This is a genomic window from Pseudomonas sp. B20(2017) (assembly GCF_002113125.1).
GTDB lineage: Bacteria > Pseudomonadota > Gammaproteobacteria > Pseudomonadales > Pseudomonadaceae > Aquipseudomonas.
This window is the reverse complement of sequence record NZ_NEJP01000017.1, coordinates 96,791-112,976: the sequence shown is the minus strand read 5'-3', so window position 1 is coordinate 112,976 and position 16,186 is coordinate 96,791. Positions and strand designations below refer to the sequence as shown.

General features: G+C 57.9%; 19 protein-coding genes. 13 read left to right on the top strand and 6 right to left on the bottom strand.

From position 1 onward, the window contains the following. Positions 1-85: 85 nt before the first annotated feature. Entirely contained in the window at positions 86-988 is a 903-nt protein-coding gene (locus tag CAF63_RS23050; RefSeq protein ID WP_085689239.1) for a siderophore-interacting protein, read from the top strand. 54 nt (positions 989-1,042) lie between these two features. Here the strand turns inward: CAF63_RS23050 and CAF63_RS23045 are convergent, their stop codons facing one another. From CAF63_RS23045 to CAF63_RS23035, 3 genes are all read right to left on the bottom strand, one after another. Then, on the bottom strand, positions 1,043-1,732 hold the full coding sequence (locus tag CAF63_RS23045) for an endonuclease (protein ID WP_085689236.1): 690 nt from the start codon (positions 1,730-1,732) through the stop codon (positions 1,043-1,045). A 4-nt stretch (positions 1,733-1,736) separates the two neighbouring features. Then, a complete protein-coding gene (locus CAF63_RS23040; RefSeq protein ID WP_371807423.1) occupies positions 1,737-2,006 on the bottom strand; it encodes a DUF1654 domain-containing protein in 270 nt (89 codons plus the stop codon). A gap of 186 nt (positions 2,007-2,192) precedes the next feature. Beyond that, entirely contained in the window at positions 2,193-3,281 is a 1,089-nt protein-coding gene (locus CAF63_RS23035; protein WP_085689230.1) for an asparaginase, read from the bottom strand. Positions 3,282-3,630: 349 nt separating this feature from the next. Here CAF63_RS23035 and CAF63_RS23030 point away from each other — a divergent pair, with 349 nt between their 5' ends. From CAF63_RS23030 to CAF63_RS22995, 8 genes are all read left to right on the top strand, one after another. After that, positions 3,631-4,083 (top strand): hypothetical protein, encoded by a 453-nt coding sequence (locus CAF63_RS23030; protein WP_085689227.1) that lies wholly within the window; start codon positions 3,631-3,633, stop codon positions 4,081-4,083. Positions 4,084-4,285: 202 nt separating this feature from the next. Next, on the top strand, positions 4,286-5,242 hold the full coding sequence (locus tag CAF63_RS23025; RefSeq protein ID WP_007956008.1) for a sugar ABC transporter substrate-binding protein: 957 nt from the start codon (positions 4,286-4,288) through the stop codon (positions 5,240-5,242). A gap of 55 nt (positions 5,243-5,297) precedes the next feature. Further along, positions 5,298-6,851, top strand: coding sequence for a sugar ABC transporter ATP-binding protein (locus CAF63_RS23020; RefSeq protein WP_085689224.1), 1,554 nt, complete (start codon positions 5,298-5,300; stop codon positions 6,849-6,851). After that, positions 6,848-7,825 (top strand): ABC transporter permease, encoded by a 978-nt coding sequence (locus tag CAF63_RS23015; RefSeq protein WP_007956013.1) that lies wholly within the window; start codon positions 6,848-6,850, stop codon positions 7,823-7,825. Before CAF63_RS23020 ends, CAF63_RS23015 begins: the two co-directional genes overlap by 4 nt. A gap of 3 nt (positions 7,826-7,828) precedes the next feature. Then, on the top strand, positions 7,829-8,848 hold the full coding sequence (locus CAF63_RS23010) for a LacI family DNA-binding transcriptional regulator (RefSeq protein ID WP_085689221.1): 1,020 nt from the start codon (positions 7,829-7,831) through the stop codon (positions 8,846-8,848). A gap of 23 nt (positions 8,849-8,871) precedes the next feature. Further along, complete coding sequence (gene rbsK / locus CAF63_RS23005) at positions 8,872-9,789, top strand: ribokinase (RefSeq protein WP_085689219.1); 918 nt, start codon at positions 8,872-8,874, stop codon at positions 9,787-9,789. Beyond that, the gene (gene rbsD / locus CAF63_RS23000; RefSeq protein WP_085689216.1) at positions 9,786-10,190 is read left to right on the top strand and encodes a D-ribose pyranase; all 405 of its coding nucleotides are present in this window, start codon (positions 9,786-9,788) and stop codon (positions 10,188-10,190) included. The genes rbsK and rbsD overlap by 4 nt, the downstream gene beginning before the upstream one ends. A 43-nt stretch (positions 10,191-10,233) precedes the next feature. Further along, a complete protein-coding gene (locus CAF63_RS22995) occupies positions 10,234-11,262 on the top strand; it encodes a nucleoside hydrolase (protein ID WP_085689214.1) in 1,029 nt (342 codons plus the stop codon). 33 nt (positions 11,263-11,295) lie between these two features. Here CAF63_RS22995 and CAF63_RS22990 read toward each other — a convergent pair whose 3' ends face one another. Beyond that, entirely contained in the window at positions 11,296-11,508 is a 213-nt protein-coding gene (locus tag CAF63_RS22990) for a hypothetical protein (RefSeq protein ID WP_085689308.1), read from the bottom strand. Positions 11,509-11,640: 132 nt separating this feature from the next. Here CAF63_RS22990 and CAF63_RS22985 point away from each other — a divergent pair, with 132 nt between their 5' ends. Together CAF63_RS22985 and CAF63_RS22980 are read left to right on the top strand one after the other, a co-directional pair. Beyond that, positions 11,641-11,946 carry a hypothetical protein gene (locus CAF63_RS22985; protein WP_085689211.1) on the top strand — a complete coding sequence of 102 codons (306 nt, stop codon included), beginning with the start codon at positions 11,641-11,643 and terminating at the stop codon, positions 11,944-11,946. Between the two features lie 166 nt (positions 11,947-12,112). Beyond that, a complete protein-coding gene (locus tag CAF63_RS22980) occupies positions 12,113-12,430 on the top strand; it encodes an I78 family peptidase inhibitor (protein ID WP_085689208.1) in 318 nt (105 codons plus the stop codon). Between the two features lie 71 nt (positions 12,431-12,501). On the opposite strand, the gene CAF63_RS22975 is transcribed toward CAF63_RS22980, so the two are convergent. Continuing rightward, entirely contained in the window at positions 12,502-12,714 is a 213-nt protein-coding gene (locus CAF63_RS22975; RefSeq protein ID WP_007956027.1) for a cold-shock protein, read from the bottom strand. A gap of 290 nt (positions 12,715-13,004) precedes the next feature. Then, positions 13,005-13,307 carry a hypothetical protein gene (locus CAF63_RS22970; RefSeq protein ID WP_085689205.1) on the bottom strand — a complete coding sequence of 101 codons (303 nt, stop codon included), beginning with the start codon at positions 13,305-13,307 and terminating at the stop codon, positions 13,005-13,007. Between the two features lie 384 nt (positions 13,308-13,691). On the opposite strand from CAF63_RS22970, the gene thrS reads away from it, so the two are divergent. Both thrS and infC read left to right on the top strand, forming a co-directional pair. Then, entirely contained in the window at positions 13,692-15,614 is a 1,923-nt protein-coding gene (gene thrS, locus CAF63_RS22965; RefSeq protein WP_085689202.1) for a threonine--tRNA ligase, read from the top strand. Next, positions 15,614-16,165: a translation initiation factor IF-3 gene (gene infC, locus CAF63_RS22960; RefSeq protein WP_170929631.1), complete on the top strand. Its 552-nt coding sequence runs from the start codon at positions 15,614-15,616 to the stop codon at positions 16,163-16,165. Before thrS ends, infC begins: the two co-directional genes overlap by 1 nt. The last annotated feature ends 21 nt before the right edge of the window (positions 16,166-16,186 follow it).

Sequence of the window (16,186 nt, the reverse complement as noted above, 5' to 3'; positions counted from 1 at the left end):
GAACCATTTGGCGGCGCTGACTAAAGGGTGTCCTGCGTGATTCGTTTTTTAAGCGATCACTGAAGATACCCAAAAGGAGCTCCGCATGGCCTCCGCCAATCCTTACAAATTGTTCAACGTCGTTTTGCGTCACAAGCACCAGTTGAGCCCGCATCTCATGCGAGTCACGCTCGCAAGCCCCGCGGTCACTGATATGGCAACGTGGGCGCCGGATCAGCGAGTGAAGCTGTTTTTCCCGGCAGCCGACGGTTCACCCGCCCGGCTTTCTCAGGGCGAGGGGTGGTACACCCGTTTCCGCTCGATGCTGATCGATCGTCGCCCGGCGATGCGCACCTACACCATCCGTCATTTGCGAGCTGAGTCAGGTGAAGTCGATATCGATTTCGTCCTGCACGGCGAGACCGGTCCAGCCTCCCGTTGGGCGTTGCGAGCGCAGCCCGGCGAGTCGATGCAGATTCTGGCCCCCGACAGCCAATTCTCGGCACAAGAGGCGGGGGGATTTGAATGGAAGCCTCCGCAAACGCTCAAGCAACTTCTCCTGGTCGCCGACGCGACAGCATTGCCGGCCGCCATGGGAATTCTGGAAGAGCTGGCGACTCTGGCTGAACCGCCGCAGACTCAGGCGTTTTTTGAAGTCGAAAGTCGTGAAGACATGTTGGCAGTTCCTGACTGGCCCGGGCTTTCGGTGCAATGGCTGATTCGCGATCGCGCGGCTGCGGGTACGTTGATGGTGGAGGCTGTGCGGCAGGCGACATTGCCTGTTGACGCATCGCCGGTTGGGCAAGCGGTCGAACTGGCGGATGTCGACATCGAAGAAGAGATTCTTTGGGAGATCGCCGATACGGCCAGCGAGGGGTTCTATGGCTGGATCGCCGGAGAATCCGCCGCGGTCGTGAGCCTGCGCAAATACCTGATCAAGGAGCGTGGCATCCCTCGTGAATCACTCAATCTGATGGGCTACTGGCGTTACAACAAGTCCGGCGGTTGAGCACAAAAAAGGCCTTGAGTTTATCGCTCAAGGCCTTTTCTTTTGATCAGGCAATCAACCGCAGGCTTTCAGGTTCACCGGGCCGACAAATTCGTTGCCGCGTCCCATCACGCACGCCACGCTCTGATTGCGCTGGCGCTCCCAGTCCTGCACCGGATAAGTCTTGTCCCAGGCTTCGTACAGTTGCCGGTCCTGCTTAGACAAGCGCAAGCCGTATTGTTTGCTCATGTAAAAGTAGGTGCGGGCGATCATGCCGCGAATTGAAGGGCGGGGCATGACCTTCTTCGCCTTGAAATCGACTTGAGTCAGGCACGAGCCGTACTGACCTTTTTCGACCGGCAGCCAGCCGTAGCTGAAATTGCTACGGTCGCCATTCACCTCGCCGATGCTCGGCACCAGGTTGTGCAGGTCGGCTTCGGCTTTCTGATAACTCGGGTCGTAGCGGGTGCAATTCTTGCGACCGCCTTCCTGCCAGCATTGACGCTGATGACCGAATTGCCAGGCCGGAACGATGTGCTCCCATTCAATGCGGGACGCTCGTTTGGCGTTTTTCCGTGGGACATAGCCGCAGGCGGCCAGATCAACCTTGTTGCCGGTGTATTTGCACCCGCAATAGAACTCGGTGGATTGTGGGGCGTACAGCTTCCAGGCGACCTTCTTGGCCTCGGTGAAAGTACGCGGCGCGCCAGCTTGCGCACCCACGGAAATGAACAGCAACAGCACAGCAGCAAAACGCAGAATCATTGAATCAATCTTCCTTCGGCACAACCCAGAAAATCTGCACGCCGCCATCGTCGCGGTAGGCGAGGGTGACGTTGTCGTTTTCGTCGATCTCTTCCAGCAAGCGCTCCCACTCATCCACCGGCTCGTCCGGAAGGCGGAAGATCAGTGCGGCTTTGGCTTTTTGTGCGGTGGGGGAGTTGATGATTTTTTGAACGCGCATGCCCATGCGTTCGTAAGCGTCAGGAGCATCAGGGGAAGTGGCCACGAGGTTATCCTTATTAAGCTGTACGTGCATACAGTATTTAACTGTAGGCATTTTCGCAACTGCTTAAAATTCAAGAAAATCCTCTGACAGCGGTTTTCCGGTTTTGATGTCACGCAGATGAAATTTTTCTTTGAGCGAGGCGGGAGCTTCACCCTCCGTCAGGTTGACGAAGGGTGAAGCCAGTGGCCGATCAGGAAAGGATCGGACGAACGCAAATCAGTATTCCCAGAACATCCGTTGCAGCTCTTTGCTGTCGTTGGTCTTGGTCAGTGCGACCATGGCCAGGATGCGGGCTTTCTGTGGGTTCAGGTCGTGAGCCACCACCCAGTCGTATTTGTCATCAGGCTGTTCGGCGTTACGCAGGACGAAACCGCCGGCATTGACGTGTGACGAGCGAATGATCTGCACGCCGTCCTTGCGCAGCGCTTGCAGGGTCGGAACCACGCGGGAGGAAACCGAACCGTTGCCGGTACCGGCATGGATAATTGCCTTGGCGCCGGACTGGGCGAGGGCCTTGTAGGCTGTATCGCTGACGTTGCCGTAGGAATAGGCGATTTCTACATCAGGAAGGCTCTTGATGTTTTTGATATCGAATTCCGAATCCATGGTGTGGCGCTTGGCCGGCAGGCGGAACCAGTAGGATTTGCCCTCAACAACCATGCCGAGCGGGCCCCAGGCGCTTTTGAAGGCTTCGGTCTTGATGTTGATCATCTTGCTGACATCACGACCCGACTGGATTTCATCGTTCAGGGTCACCAGTACGCCTTTGCCGCGAGCTTCTTTGCTGCTGGCGACGGCCACGGCGTTGTACAGATTCAGCATGCCGTCCGCTGACATGGCGGTGCCCGGGCGCATGGAGCCGACGACAATGATCGGCTTGTCGGTTTTTTCCACCAGGTTCAGGAAGTACGCGGTCTCTTCCAGGGTGTCGGTGCCGTGGGTGATGACGATGCCGTCGACGTCTTTGCTGTCGGCCAGCTCGGAAACGCGACGACCCAGTTGCAGGAGGTTTTCGTTGGTGATGCTTTCCGAGGCGATTTGCATGACTTGTTCGCCACGCACATTGGCCAGCGTACTCAGTTCGGGAATGCCGGCGATCAATTGTTCGATGCCCACTTTCGCAGCCTGATAGGTCGCGCTGTTGGCTGCGCTGGCGCCGGCGCCTGCGATAGTGCCGCCGGTAGCCAGCACCACCACGTTGGCCAGTTCGGTCTGGGTTACAGCTTCTTTTGCCTGGAGGGCGGTGGGCAGGAGCAGGAGAAGGGCCAAAGCGCCCGGAACGAAACTCTTCAAAGCAGATGTCATTATTTTTCTCTCTAGTAGTGAGACGGTGCTGATGCAGGTTCATCTAGATGCGCCCCGGGCCGATCTGAATGCCAGGGGTGCAGGGAGGGAGCAGGATCCGTACCAGTCGTACTTTGCTTCAAAGAAATGTTTAACCTTATGATTTAAATCAAGATTTATTCGAAGGGCGGCTGTGGGCTTCCGTCACTCATCCGGGTTTCCGAACGCGGGAGGTTTTCTCGTTCGGCACACCGAAAAGGACTACGAGCCTCGTCCACAAACTGAACTGGCTGCTTTCCAGATCTCTGCTAAAGAAAACGGCGCGCTGGCCGATGCGCCTTGATAGGGATCCAATTTTTCAGGAGTTCAAATGTCATTGACTATCGGTTTGCCAAATCCCGGCGCGGTCACTATCGGCGGCAAAACGGCCGCTACGATCAATGCAATGAGTGAAGCTGAAGCCGATGCGTCAGCCGAGGCACTGGGTACCGAGAAGGTAGAAACCAATCAGGTCAGAACCGGTGGTCCTGCCCAGGAAGCAAGCGCGCGCGAGGCTGAAGGCGGTGACAATCTGAGCGTCACTATTAAGACGCTGTTGAAACGCATGCAGGAATTGCAAAAGCAGCTTCAGGAGCAGCAACAGCAACTGGCCGCCGCGCAGGCTGCGAGTTATCCAACGCCCGAAGCCAAGTCGCAAGCGGTGATGTCCATCCAGGGGCAGATCGCTCAAACCAGCGGTGCGTTGCTGGAAGTCTCGGCTGCACTGGTCAAGGAAATGTCGAAGGGTTCTTCTGCCGGTAACGTGGTCAACACCACGGCTTGAGCATTCAAAGGGCGAATCGATGGATTCGCCCTGCAACGCAATACCGATTTCTGATTGTTGACAAATGTCGGCGTGATTCGCATAGTTCGGTCTACGCAAACGTTTGCGCGGCCTTCACGATGGATTGAATTGTCGTGGGGGTGCAGCGAGCTTACGCCAGCGCAAGCGTTGCTCACAATAATCATAAGATCGGAGTGAACCCATGAAGCTGCCATTCGCTGGACGTCTTCTTGCTGTCGCCATGCTGGCTGCCGCATCCGCCGCACTGCCTGTCTCTTCGGCTTTCGCCGAATCCCCTGAAAAACCCAAAGTCGCTCTGGTCATGAAATCCCTGGCCAACGAATTCTTCCTGACCATGGAAGACGGCGCCAAGGCCTACCAGAAAGAACATTCCGCCGATTTCGACCTGATCTCCAACGGCATCAAGGACGAAACCGATACTGCGGGGCAGACGCGCATCGTCGAGCAGATGATTCTGGCGAAGGTCAACGCTCTGGTCATCGCACCGTCTGATTCGAAGGCGATGGTGCCGGTGATCAAAAAGGCCGTCGATGCCGGTATCACCGTGATCAACATCGACAACCAGCTCGATCCGGCCGTGATCAAAAGCAAAAACATCAGCGTTCCGTTCGTAGGTCCGGACAACCGCAAGGGCGCGCGTCTGGTGGGCGAATACCTGGCCAAGCAACTGAAGGCCGGTGACGAAGTCGGCATCATTGAAGGCGTCTCCACCACGACCAACGCCCAGCAGCGTACTGCTGGCTTCAAGGATGCGATGGAAGCTGCGCAGATCAAGGTTGTTTCCCTGCAGTCCGGCGATTGGGAAATCGACAAAGGCAACAAGGTGGCCGCTTCGATTCTCAGCGAATACCCGGACGTCAAGGCGCTGCTGGCCGGTAACGACAGCATGGCCGTGGGTGCCGTTTCTGCCGTGCGTGCTGCCGGCAAAGCCGGTCAGGTGCAGGTTGTCGGTTACGACAACATCAATGCCATCAAGCCCATGTTGAAGGACGGCCGCGTTCTGGCGACTGCCGACCAGTACGCCGCGAAGCAAGCAGTGTTTGGTATTGAGACCGCGCTGAAAATCATCAAGGGCGAGAAAGTCGACAGTGGCGCAAATGGCGTGATCGAAACGCCGGTCGAGCTGGTCACCAAATAAGTCCTTTGGCGACACAACGGCGCTCGTCCGTCCGGGCGAGCGCATGGAGATTTTTATGTCAGTTTCCGCTCCGAACGCTGTCCTCTCGGTCAGCGGTATCGGCAAGACCTATGCGCAACCGGTTCTGACCGGCATCGACCTGACGTTGATGCGCGGTGAAGTGCTGGCGCTGACCGGTGAGAACGGTGCCGGCAAAAGCACTCTGTCGAAGATAATCGGCGGGCTGGTCACCCCCACCACCGGCCAGATGCAGTTCCATGGCAAGGAATATCGCCCCGGCAGTCGCACGCAGGCTGAAGAGCTGGGTGTGCGCATGGTCATGCAAGAGCTCAATCTGCTGCCGACGCTTTCGGTGGCGGAGAATCTGTTCCTCGACAACCTGCCGAGCAATGGTGGCTGGATCAGTCGCAAGCAATTGCGCAAGGCCGCCATCGAAGCCATGGCTCAAGTCGGCCTCGATGCCATCGACCCGGACACACTGGTCGGCGAGCTGGGTATCGGTCACCAGCAAATGGTCGAAATCGCCCGTAACCTGATCGGCGATTGTCATGTGCTGATTCTCGACGAGCCGACCGCGATGCTGACCGCCCGCGAAGTCGAGATGTTGTTCGAGCAAATCACCCGGTTGCAGGCGCGCGGCGTCTCGATCATCTACATCTCTCACCGTCTCGAAGAACTGGCCCGGGTCGCACAGCGCATTGCCGTGTTGCGCGACGGTAACCTGGTTTGCGTCGAGCCGATGGCCAATTACAACAGCGAGCAACTGGTCACCCTGATGGTTGGCCGCGAGCTGGGCGAGCATATCGATCTGGGGACTCGCCATATCGGCGCGCCGGCCTTGACGGTCAAAGGCCTGACCCGCTCCGACAAGGTTCGCGACGTGTCCTTTGAAGTGCGCGCCGGTGAGATTTTTGGCATCTCGGGGCTGATTGGGGCAGGGCGCACCGAGCTTTTGCGGCTGATCTTCGGCGCCGACGTCGCGGACAGCGGCACGGTGGCGCTCGGTTCGCCGGCCAAAACGGTGAGCATTCGTTCGCCCGTCGATGCTGTGCGCAACGGCATCGCTTTGATCACCGAAGATCGCAAGGGCGAAGGCCTGCTGCTGAGCCAATCGATCAGCGCCAACATTGCGCTGGGCAACATGCCGGAAATTTCCAGCGGCGGGTTCGTCAACAACGGCGAGGAAACGAAGCTCGCGCAGCGGCAGATCGACGCCATGCGCATCCGCAGTTCCAGCCCGACCCAACTGGTGTCCGAGCTGTCCGGCGGCAATCAGCAAAAGGTGGTGATCGGTCGCTGGCTGGAGCGCGACTGTTCGGTGCTGCTGTTCGACGAGCCGACTCGCGGTATCGATGTCGGCGCCAAATTCGATATTTATGCCTTGCTCGGCGAATTGACCCGTCAGGGCAAAGCGCTGGTCGTGGTGTCCAGCGATTTGCGCGAGCTGATGCTGATCTGCGACCGCATCGGTGTGTTGTCGGCGGGGCGCCTGATCGACACGTTCGAGCGCGACAGCTGGACCCAGGATGACTTGCTTGCCGCCGCGTTCGCCGGCTACCAGAAACGTGATGCGTTGCTCAACGAAGCAGCGCCTAGGGATCTCCCATGAAAACTGCATCTTCCGCCGGCAAATCCAGTGGCAATTTCTACGGCCTCGGCACTTATCTGGGCCTGGCCGGCGCCTTGCTGGCAATGATTGCGCTGTTCTCGGTCATGAGCAGCCATTTCCTGTCGTACAACACCTTCAGCACCCTGGCCAACCAGATTCCCGACCTGATGGTTCTGGCGGTGGGCATGACGTTCGTCCTGATCATCGGCGGGATCGACCTGTCGGTAGGCTCGGTACTGGCACTCGCGGCATCCACTGTCAGCGTGGCGATTCTTGGCTGGGGCTGGAGCGTATTACCGGCTGCCTTGCTGGGTATGGCCGTTGCGGCGTTAGCCGGCACGGTTACCGGCTCGATTACCGTGGCGTGGCGAATTCCATCATTCATCGTGTCGCTCGGTGTGCTGGAGATGGCCCGTGGTCTGGCCTATCAGATGACCGGTTCGCGTACGGCCTACATCGGTGACTCCTTCGCCTGGCTGTCGAATCCGATCGCCTTCGGTATTTCGCCGTCGTTCATCATTGCCTTGCTTGTCATCTTCATTGCCCAGGCCGTTCTGACCCGTACCGTGTTCGGTCGCTACCTGATCGGCATCGGCACCAACGAAGAAGCGGTGCGTCTGGCCGGGATCAATCCAAAGCCCTATAAAATTCTGGTGTTCAGCCTGATGGGCCTGCTTGCCGGCATTGCGGCGCTGTTCCAGATTTCGCGGCTGGAAGCAGCTGACCCGAACGCCGGTTCCGGTCTTGAACTGCAAGTGATCGCTGCTGTGGTGATCGGCGGTACCAGCCTGATGGGCGGACGTGGTTCGGTGATCAGTACTTTTTTCGGCGTGTTGATCATCTCCGTGCTGGCGGCCGGTCTGGCGCAGATTGGCGCGACCGAGCCGACCAAGCGCATCATCACCGGTGCGGTGATCGTGATCGCCGTGGTGCTCGACACCTATCGCAGTCAACGCGCAAGCCGACGGGGCTGATAAATGGCAACGATCAAGGATGTGGCGGCACTTGCAGGAATTTCCTACACGACCGTGTCCCACGTAGTAAACAAGACCCGACCGGTGAGCGAAGAGGTGCGGCTCAAGGTCGAGGCGGCGATCAAGAGTCTCGACTATGTGCCGAGCGCGGTGGCCCGTTCGCTGAAAGCGAAAACCACCGCCACCATCGGCTTGCTGGTGCCCAACAGCCTCAACCCGTACTTCGCCGAACTGGCTCGCGGGATCGAGGATTACTGCGAGCGTAACGGCTACTGCGTGATCCTCTGCAACTCCGACGACAACCCGGACAAGCAGCGCAGCTACCTGCGGGTCCTGCTGGAAAAGCGCATCGACGGCTTGATCGTCGCCTCGGCGGGTGGCGACAGCGGCCTCGCGCAAGGACTGGCGGGCGTGAAGACACCGATGGTGATCGTCGACCGTGGGCTCGAGGGCGTGGACGCCGACCTGGTGCGCATCGATCACGAATATGGCGCGTACCTCGCGACGCGGCATTTGCTTGAACTCGGTCATCGCGATATCGCCACGATCGGTGGTCCGGCCAGCACCAGCGTCGCGCAAATGCGTCAGGCCGGCTTTGCTCGAGCGCTGAAAGAGGCCGGTGTTGACGTGTCCCCGTTGCGCATGCTGGAAAGCGATTTCACCAGCACCGGCGGTTACAACGCGGCTTCGGTCCTGCTTGAGCGCAACCCGCCGAGCGCGATTTTTGCCGGTAACGACATGATCGGGATTGGCGTGTTGCGAGCTGCGGCCGAACGCAACGTGCGCGTGCCTGCGGAGCTGTCGGTGATCGGCTTCGACGATATCCAGATGAGTCGTTACGTGTATCCCGCGCTGACGACCGTGGGGCAGTCGATCCTGCAACTCGGCGAGATGGCCGCGGAAGTGTTGTTGCGAAGAATTGCTACGCCGGGTCTGGCGACGGATCAGCGGATCGTGACCCCGAGTATTGTCCTGCGCGAATCGACTGCACCGCTGTCCGGCGTGTTCACCGAATACCGCTGAAACGAATTGAAGAGTAGTGATGTATGTCCGCAAATGTAGTGGTAATAGGCAGCCTGAACATGGACCTGGTCACGCGGGCGCCGCGCTTGCCTCGGGGCGGTGAGACGTTGATCGGTCATTCCTTCGCCACCGTGTCCGGGGGCAAGGGCGCCAATCAGGCGGTGGCTGCTGCGCGCCTGGGTGCGCAGGTGTCGATGGTCGGCTGTGTCGGCAACGATGCTTATGGCGTTCAGTTGCGCGACGCGTTGCTGGCCGAGCAGATCGATTGTCAGGCGGTCAGCGTGGTGGAGGATTCCAGTGGCGTGGCGCTGATCGTGGTCGATGACAACAGTCAGAACGCTATTGTCATCGTGGCCGGTGCCAATGGTTCGATGACCCCGGCGGTCATCGACCGTTTCGACGCTGTGCTGCAAGCGGCGGACGTGATCATCTGCCAGCTGGAAATACCTGATGCCACGGTCGGCCATGCGCTCAAGCGCGGGCGTGAACTGGGCAAGACAGTCATCCTCAATCCGGCGCCGGCCAGTCGTCCGCTACCGCCGGACTGGTTTGCCGCCATCGATTACCTGATTCCCAACGAGAGTGAGGCCGCCGCCCTCAGCGGTTTGCCGGTGGGCTCGCTGGAAACCGCTGAAAAAGCCGCGGCGCACCTGATTTCACTGGGCGCCGGCAAGGTCATCATCACGCTGGGTGCTCAAGGCTCATTGTTCGCCAACGGCACGGGTTACCAGCATTTTCCTGCGCCCAAAGTGAAGGCTGTCGATACCACCGCCGCCGGGGATACTTTTGTCGGCGGATTTGCGGCTGCACTGGCGGCCGGCAAAACCGAGGACGAGGCCATTCGTTTCGGGCAAGTCGCTGCAGCCCTGTCGGTTACCCGGGCAGGTGCCCAGCCGTCCATTCCCACCACCTCCGACGTACAGGCATTCAAACCCGCATGAAAAAGACTCCTTTGCTCAATGTCGCCCTGTCGCGGCTGATTGCTTCCCTAGGCCATGGCGACATGGTCGTGATCGGCGATGCCGGCCTGCCGGTGCCGCCGGGTGTCGAGTTGATCGACCTGGCGTTGACGCACGGCGTGCCGGATTTCGTCAGCACCCTGAAAGTCGTGCTCAACGAGATGCAGGTGGAAAGCCACGCACTGGCCAAGGAAATCTTCGACAAACAACCGACTGCGCTGTCCACGCTGGACGAGCTGAATGACGAAGGCTCGCTGGGGCGGCGTGACCTGCTCAGTCACGAGCAATTCAAAGTACTCAGCCGACAGGCACGAGCGATTGTTCGTACGGGCGAATGTCAGCCGTACTGCAACATCGTGCTGGTGTCTGGAGTTACGTTCTAACAGGATTCAACCCTTTCGATTTCATCTGCACAAGGAATGCGCCATGCACCGCTATGCTCAAAAAATGCATCAATTGATTCGGAGTCTGCTGCTTTTGTCCGTGATAACCGCGACCGGCGCCCAGGCGGCGGAAAAGATTGACCTGATCATCGACACCGATCCGGGCGCCGACGACGTGGTCGCCCTGTTGTTTGCCCTGTCCTCCCCGGAGGAGCTGAACATTCGCGCGTTGACCACCGTGGCCGGCAACGTGCGCCTGGACAAGACTTCGCGCAATGCGCGTTTGGCCCGTGAGTGGGCAGGGCGGGAAGAGATTCCGGTGTACGCCGGCGCGCCGAAACCGCTGATGCGTACGCCGATCTACGCCGAAAACATCCATGGCAAGGAAGGCCTGTCGGGTGTCACCGTGCACGAGCCGAAAAAAGGCCTGGCCGAAGGCAATGCGGTCAACTACCTGATCGACACCCTGAAAAAAGCCAAGCCGCACAGCATCACCATCGCGATGCTCGGGCCGCAGACCAACCTGGCTCTGGCGCTGATTCAGGAGCCGGATATTGTTCAGGGGATCAAGGAAGTGGTGATCATGGGTGGCGCACACTTCAATGGCGGCAACATCACGCCAGTGGCCGAATTCAACCTGTACGCCGACCCGCAAGCAGCGGAAGTGGTGCTCAAAAGCGGCGTGAAACTGACTTACCTGCCGCTGGACGTGACCCACAAGATCCTGACCAGTGATGCGCGCCTGAAGCAGATCGCGGCGCTGAACAACAATGCGAGCAAGATAGTCGGCGACATCCTCAACGAGTACATCAAAGGGGATATGGAGCACTACGGCATTCCGGGTGGCCCTGTGCATGACGCCACCGTCGTGGCTTATCTGCTCAAGCCTGAGCTGTTCACCGGGCGATCGGTGAATGTGGTGGTCGACAGCCGTGAAGGCCCGACCTTCGGCCAGACCATTGTCGACTGGTATGACGGCCTTAAGGCACCGAAGAACGCCTTCTGGGTGGAGAACGGTGACGCCCAGGGCTTCTTCGATCTGCTGACCGAGCGTCTGAAGCGCCTGAAGTAAGCCATACGCCCGCAGGTGCCAGCTTGCGGGCTTTTACTCCCTCTCGGTGTCCGGTGTCCCTTTGAAGTCATCGGGATACTTCTCGAACAACTGGGCGATGAACGACTGCGCGCCCCGTGTTCCCAGCGTCTTCACCAGCAAGTCGATGCTGATCAATGCCAACTCCTCCGGACTGCCCGGGCTGTAAGAGCTGTGCCCTTGTGGCCAGGTGGCTTTGATGTCGGCGGTAATGCTCACGGTGGTCATGATGGGGCTCGGACGGTCACGGAATTGAAGTCTTGAGTTAACCACTTTGTCGGGCGCTTGGCACTGCGACTTAGGCATGAGCGCAGGGCTATGCGACACTTGGTCGTTTCCGCAAAAAACAAGGATTGCGCTGTGCAGATCGATTTGAATAGCCCCGACGGCCTGACCCTTGATGCTGTCCGCCGGATGCTGGCGTCGGCCAGTGATGACGAACACACCCAGTTGCGCGTGACCAAGGGCGGGATCGCCTATATCTCTTCGGGTGTCACTGGCGGCCAGGACATTGATGGCCTGTTGTTTCGCCTGGAGACCTGGGCGAAAGGTTCGGGGTATGTGGGAAATATCGCGGCCAGCGACGAAGTCTGGGTCACGCAGATCTTCAATGCGCTCAAGGACAACTGGCCGAATCCGCCCTTCGACTACATTGATGTCTACTGAGCGTCATTAATATTCAGTGACGTTTTAGGGGTGAAGCTTCTGGCGTTGCTCAGGCACACTCGGCGTTTTTCCGATCGTGGGGCAGGGTGATGGCGCTCGCCGTGAAACCAAACGCTGTATTGGCGGTCGCACGATCTCTGCTCAAAATTGAAATAAGGAGGCTTCAATGCCTTGGAAGTTCGCGTCACTGGGTGCACTGATGGCCGTTGCTCTGTTGGCTGGTTGCTCTACGAGCTCCAGCGAGTCGCAGACGGATCCCGTGGCGACTGAGGCCGGACATGGTCGTTGTGAGGCATCAGCTGCGGAGTTCGCTCTCGGCAAGAAAGCTTCGCCGGAGCTGTTGGAGCAGGCCCGCAAGAAAGCCGGTGCGCAGAACGCCCGATTCCTCAAGCCTAATGACATGATTACTCTGGAGTACCGCTCCGACCGCCTCAACCTGAATACCGATCAGAACCTGATGGTCACCCGCGTCAACTGCGGCTGAGCCTTCGGGCTTTTGTTTCACCCATAAAAAACCCCGTCACATGGACGGGGTTTTTTTAGTGCGCCGGGAAATTACTCTGGGCGAACCTGTGCAGCTTGCATACCCTTTTGGCCTTTCTCAGCCACGAAGGAAACGGTCTGGCCTTCTTTCAGGCTTTTGAAACCGTCAGTTTCGATAGCTTTGAAGTGTACGAACAGGTCGTCACCGCCACCTTGAGGAGTGATGAAGCCGAAGCCTTTTTCATCGTTGAACCATTTAACGGTGCCGGTTTGGCGATTAGACATGGTGTATCTCCAAGAAACATATATTTTCAGTAGTACTGTGCTGCTCAGGCCAACTGGGCACACCGGGGTATCATAGTCGAAATGTTCGCTTTGGTAGCCCCCCGGACGTGCTGTTTGCCAATCAGTCGTCTTTTCTTTACTGCCTTTTTCAGCTGGAGGCCCCGGTTTAAAAGGCTTCAAGCGAAAAATAAAGACAATAAAAAAACCTGTAAAACCTGCATAAATCGTTCGAAAAGGCCTGAATCGGCTGCTTTTTCGCAACGCCAAGGGCTATAAAAGGGCCCGTTTAATCACTTTTTCGCAGGGGTATTTGCCTTGCATTTGGCAATTTGACCCAAGGCTTTCTGTTGCAGATCCTGACTTGCCTTGTTGTCCATCAGGGCCTGAATGTCGCTGGCCGGGTAAGACTTGATGGCATCCGCGCCGCACGCGCAGTGGGATTTCGCGGCAGAGGCACCGATTTGCGGAGTGGCCGCCTGGGTGCACTGAGCCATGTATTTTTCACGTTCGCCTTTCGGCCAGTCGGCGTGGGCGCTCAGTGGAAGCAGCAGAACAATGGGGGCGACTGCTGCGAGCAGGGTGTTAAGACGCATGCGAAGATGCTCCTTGTGGTCAATGTCTTGTTATCTGAGGGGCGAAAGGCCGATCAAGTTCAGCACTCTGGCACAAATCGGACGATTTGCCTCTTGCGAAAAACAGGCAGGTAAAAGCGGAGTGCATCGGCGACCGTTCATCTGTGCTAGCATGCCTCGCTTGAACGTTCGCAGGCTCCGGAAGACCTTCAGTCCCGGCAGCGGCAGCGTTCGAACATTCTGATTTGAATCCCAGTCACTCTGGTTCGGTTTTCCGGTTGGCCGCAAGGCTCCTGCCGCTGTAAGGCAGGCGTTCGTCATTGAATGGCCTGGACCGGATCTTGTACTGGCTCATCCCAACCCACGTGACCTTTGGTAGGGGTCACCACTAGGAGAGGAGGCGCCATGCCAACTATTACTCTTCCCGACGGCAGTCAACGTTCATTCGATCACCCGGTTTCCGTAGCCGAGGTCGCCGCATCCATTGGTGCAGGCCTGGCCAAGGCCACCCTGGCCGGCAAAGTGAACGGAAAGCTGGTCGACGCCAGCGACATCATCGACAGCGACGCAACGCTGCAAATCATCACGCCAAAGGATGAAGAGGGGCTGGAGATCATTCGCCACTCTTGCGCCCACCTGGTTGGCCACGCGGTCAAGCAGTTGTACCCGACGGCCAAAATGGTCATCGGTCCGGTCATTGACGAAGGCTTCTATTACGACATCGCCTTCGAGCGTCCTTTTACTCCGGACGACATGACTGCCATCGAACAGCGCATGCAACAGCTGATCGATACCGAATACGACGTCATCAAGAAAGTCACTCCGCGCGCCGAAGTGATCGAAGTGTTCAAGGCTCGCGGCGAAGACTACAAGCTGCGCCTGGTCGAGGACATGCCGAACGAACAGGCCATGGGTCTGTACTATCACGAAGAATATGTCGACATGTGCCGTGGTCCGCACGTGCCGAACACTCGCTTCCTGAAATCCTTCAAGTTGACCAAGCTGTCCGGCGCCTACTGGCGCGGTGATGCCAAGAACGAGCAATTGCAGCGCGTTTACGGCACTGCATGGGCTGACAAGAAGCAGTTGGCTGCTTACATCCAGCGAATCGAAGAAGCTGAAAAGCGCGATCACCGCAAGATCGGCAAGCGCCTGGGCCTGTTCCACACCCAGGAAGAAGCGCCGGGCATGGTGTTCTGGCACCCGAATGGCTGGACTCTGTACCAGGTACTTGAGCAGTACATGCGCAAGGTGCAGCGTGACAACGGCTATCTCGAAATCAAGACGCCGCAAGTCGTTGACCGTAGCCTGTGGGAAAAGTCCGGGCACTGGGCCAACTACGCCGACAACATGTTCACCACAGAGTCGGAAAGCCGCGATTACGCGATCAAACCGATGAACTGCCCTTGCCACGTGCAAGTGTTCAATCAGGGTCTGAAGAGCTACCGCGAGTTGCCGATGCGTCTGGCCGAGTTCGGTGCCTGCCACCGTAACGAGCCGTCGGGTGCGCTGCACGGCATCATGCGTGTGCGTGCGTTCACTCAGGACGACGCCCACATCTTCTGCACTGAAGAGCAGATGCAGGCTGAATCCGCTGCGTTCATCAAGCTGACCATGGATGTTTATCGCGACTTCGGCTTTACCGATGTCGAAATGAAACTGTCCACTCGTCCGGAAAAACGCGTCGGTTCCGACGAGTTGTGGGATCGCGCCGAAGCTGCACTGGCCGCAGCCCTTGATAGCGCGGGCCTTCCGTACGATCTGCAGCCGGGGGAGGGCGCTTTCTATGGTCCGAAGATTGAGTTCTCGCTGAAAGATTGCCTCGGTCGCGTGTGGCAATGTGGTACTTTGCAGCTCGATTTCAACCTGCCAGTGCGTCTCGGTGCCGAATATGTCTCCGAAGACAACAGCCGCAAGCATCCGGTCATGTTGCACCGTGCGATCCTCGGTTCGTTCGAGCGTTTCGTCGGGATTCTGATCGAGCATTATGAAGGTGCATTCCCTGCGTGGCTGGCGCCAACCCAGGCAGTGATCATGAATATCACTGATAAACAGGCAGATTTCGTCGCTCAGGTCGAAAAAACTCTCAACGAAAGCGGGTTTCGTGCCAAGTCTGACTTGAGAAATGAAAAGATCGGCTTTAAAATCCGCGAGCATACTTTGCTCAAGGTTCCATATCTCTTGGTTATTGGAGATAAGGAAGTCGAGATGCAGACTGTCGCTGTGCGTACTCGTGAAGGTGCTGACCTGGGCTCGATGCCCGTCGCCCAGTTCGCTGAGTTTCTCGCGCAAGCGGTTTCCCGGCGTGGTCGCCCAGATTCGGAGTAATTATTATTAAGCGTGAAATGAGACAAGATAAACGAACTGCACCGAAAGCCCCGATCAACGAGAATATCTCGGCACGCGAGGTTCGGTTAATTGGCGCTGATGGCGAGCAGATTGGCATCGTCTCGATTGATGAAGCGCTTCGTATTGCTGAAGAAGCAAAGCTTGATCTGGTAGAAATCTCTGCTGACGCAGTCCCGCCGGTTTGCCGGGTGATGGACTACGGCAAATCGATCTTCGAAAAGAAGAAGCAGATTGCAGCAGCGAAGAAAAACCAGAAGCAGATTCAGGTAAAAGAAATCAAGTTTCGTCCAGGGACGGAGGAAGGGGATTACCAGGTAAAACTGCGCAACCTGGTACGTTTCCTGAGTGACGGGGACAGGGCCAAGGTATCCTTGCGATTCCGCGGCCGTGAGATGGCCCACCAGGAGCTGGGGATGGAACTCCTCAAGCGGGTTGAACAAGACCTGCTCGAGTACGGTTCGGTCGAACAGCATCCTAAGATGGAAGGACGCCAGCTGATCATGGTCATCGCCCCGAAAAAGAAGAAGTAATCAACAGGGCACGGCAGGCCT

Excerpts from the sequence above, each read along its gene's own strand:
- CAF63_RS22995 (WP_085689214.1), top strand. The coding sequence starts at position 10,234 with ATGCACCGCTATGCTCAAAAAATGCATCAATTGATTCGGAGTCTGCTG.
- rbsK (WP_085689219.1), top strand. The coding sequence starts at position 8,872 with ATGTCCGCAAATGTAGTGGTAATAGGCAGCCTGAACATGGACCTGGTC.
- CAF63_RS22970 (WP_085689205.1), bottom strand. The coding sequence starts at position 13,307 with ATGCGTCTTAACACCCTGCTCGCAGCAGTCGCCCCCATTGTTCTGCTG.
- CAF63_RS23020 (WP_085689224.1), top strand. The coding sequence starts at position 5,298 with ATGTCAGTTTCCGCTCCGAACGCTGTCCTCTCGGTCAGCGGTATCGGC.
- CAF63_RS22975 (WP_007956027.1), bottom strand. The coding sequence starts at position 12,714 with ATGTCTAATCGCCAAACCGGCACCGTTAAATGGTTCAACGATGAAAAA.
- CAF63_RS22990 (WP_085689308.1), bottom strand. The coding sequence starts at position 11,508 with ATGACCACCGTGAGCATTACCGCCGACATCAAAGCCACCTGGCCACAA.
- CAF63_RS23045 (WP_085689236.1), bottom strand. The coding sequence starts at position 1,732 with ATGATTCTGCGTTTTGCTGCTGTGCTGTTGCTGTTCATTTCCGTGGGT.
- rbsD (WP_085689216.1), top strand. The coding sequence starts at position 9,786 with ATGAAAAAGACTCCTTTGCTCAATGTCGCCCTGTCGCGGCTGATTGCT.
- CAF63_RS22980 (WP_085689208.1), top strand. The coding sequence starts at position 12,113 with ATGCCTTGGAAGTTCGCGTCACTGGGTGCACTGATGGCCGTTGCTCTG.
- CAF63_RS23035 (WP_085689230.1), bottom strand. The coding sequence starts at position 3,281 with ATGACATCTGCTTTGAAGAGTTTCGTTCCGGGCGCTTTGGCCCTTCTC.
- thrS (WP_085689202.1), top strand. The coding sequence starts at position 13,692 with ATGCCAACTATTACTCTTCCCGACGGCAGTCAACGTTCATTCGATCAC.
- CAF63_RS23025 (WP_007956008.1), top strand. The coding sequence starts at position 4,286 with ATGAAGCTGCCATTCGCTGGACGTCTTCTTGCTGTCGCCATGCTGGCT.
- CAF63_RS23010 (WP_085689221.1), top strand. The coding sequence starts at position 7,829 with ATGGCAACGATCAAGGATGTGGCGGCACTTGCAGGAATTTCCTACACG.
- CAF63_RS23040 (WP_371807423.1), bottom strand. The coding sequence starts at position 2,006 with ATGCACGTACAGCTTAATAAGGATAACCTCGTGGCCACTTCCCCTGAT.
- CAF63_RS23050 (WP_085689239.1), top strand. The coding sequence starts at position 86 with ATGGCCTCCGCCAATCCTTACAAATTGTTCAACGTCGTTTTGCGTCAC.
- CAF63_RS23030 (WP_085689227.1), top strand. The coding sequence starts at position 3,631 with ATGTCATTGACTATCGGTTTGCCAAATCCCGGCGCGGTCACTATCGGC.
- CAF63_RS23015 (WP_007956013.1), top strand. The coding sequence starts at position 6,848 with ATGAAAACTGCATCTTCCGCCGGCAAATCCAGTGGCAATTTCTACGGC.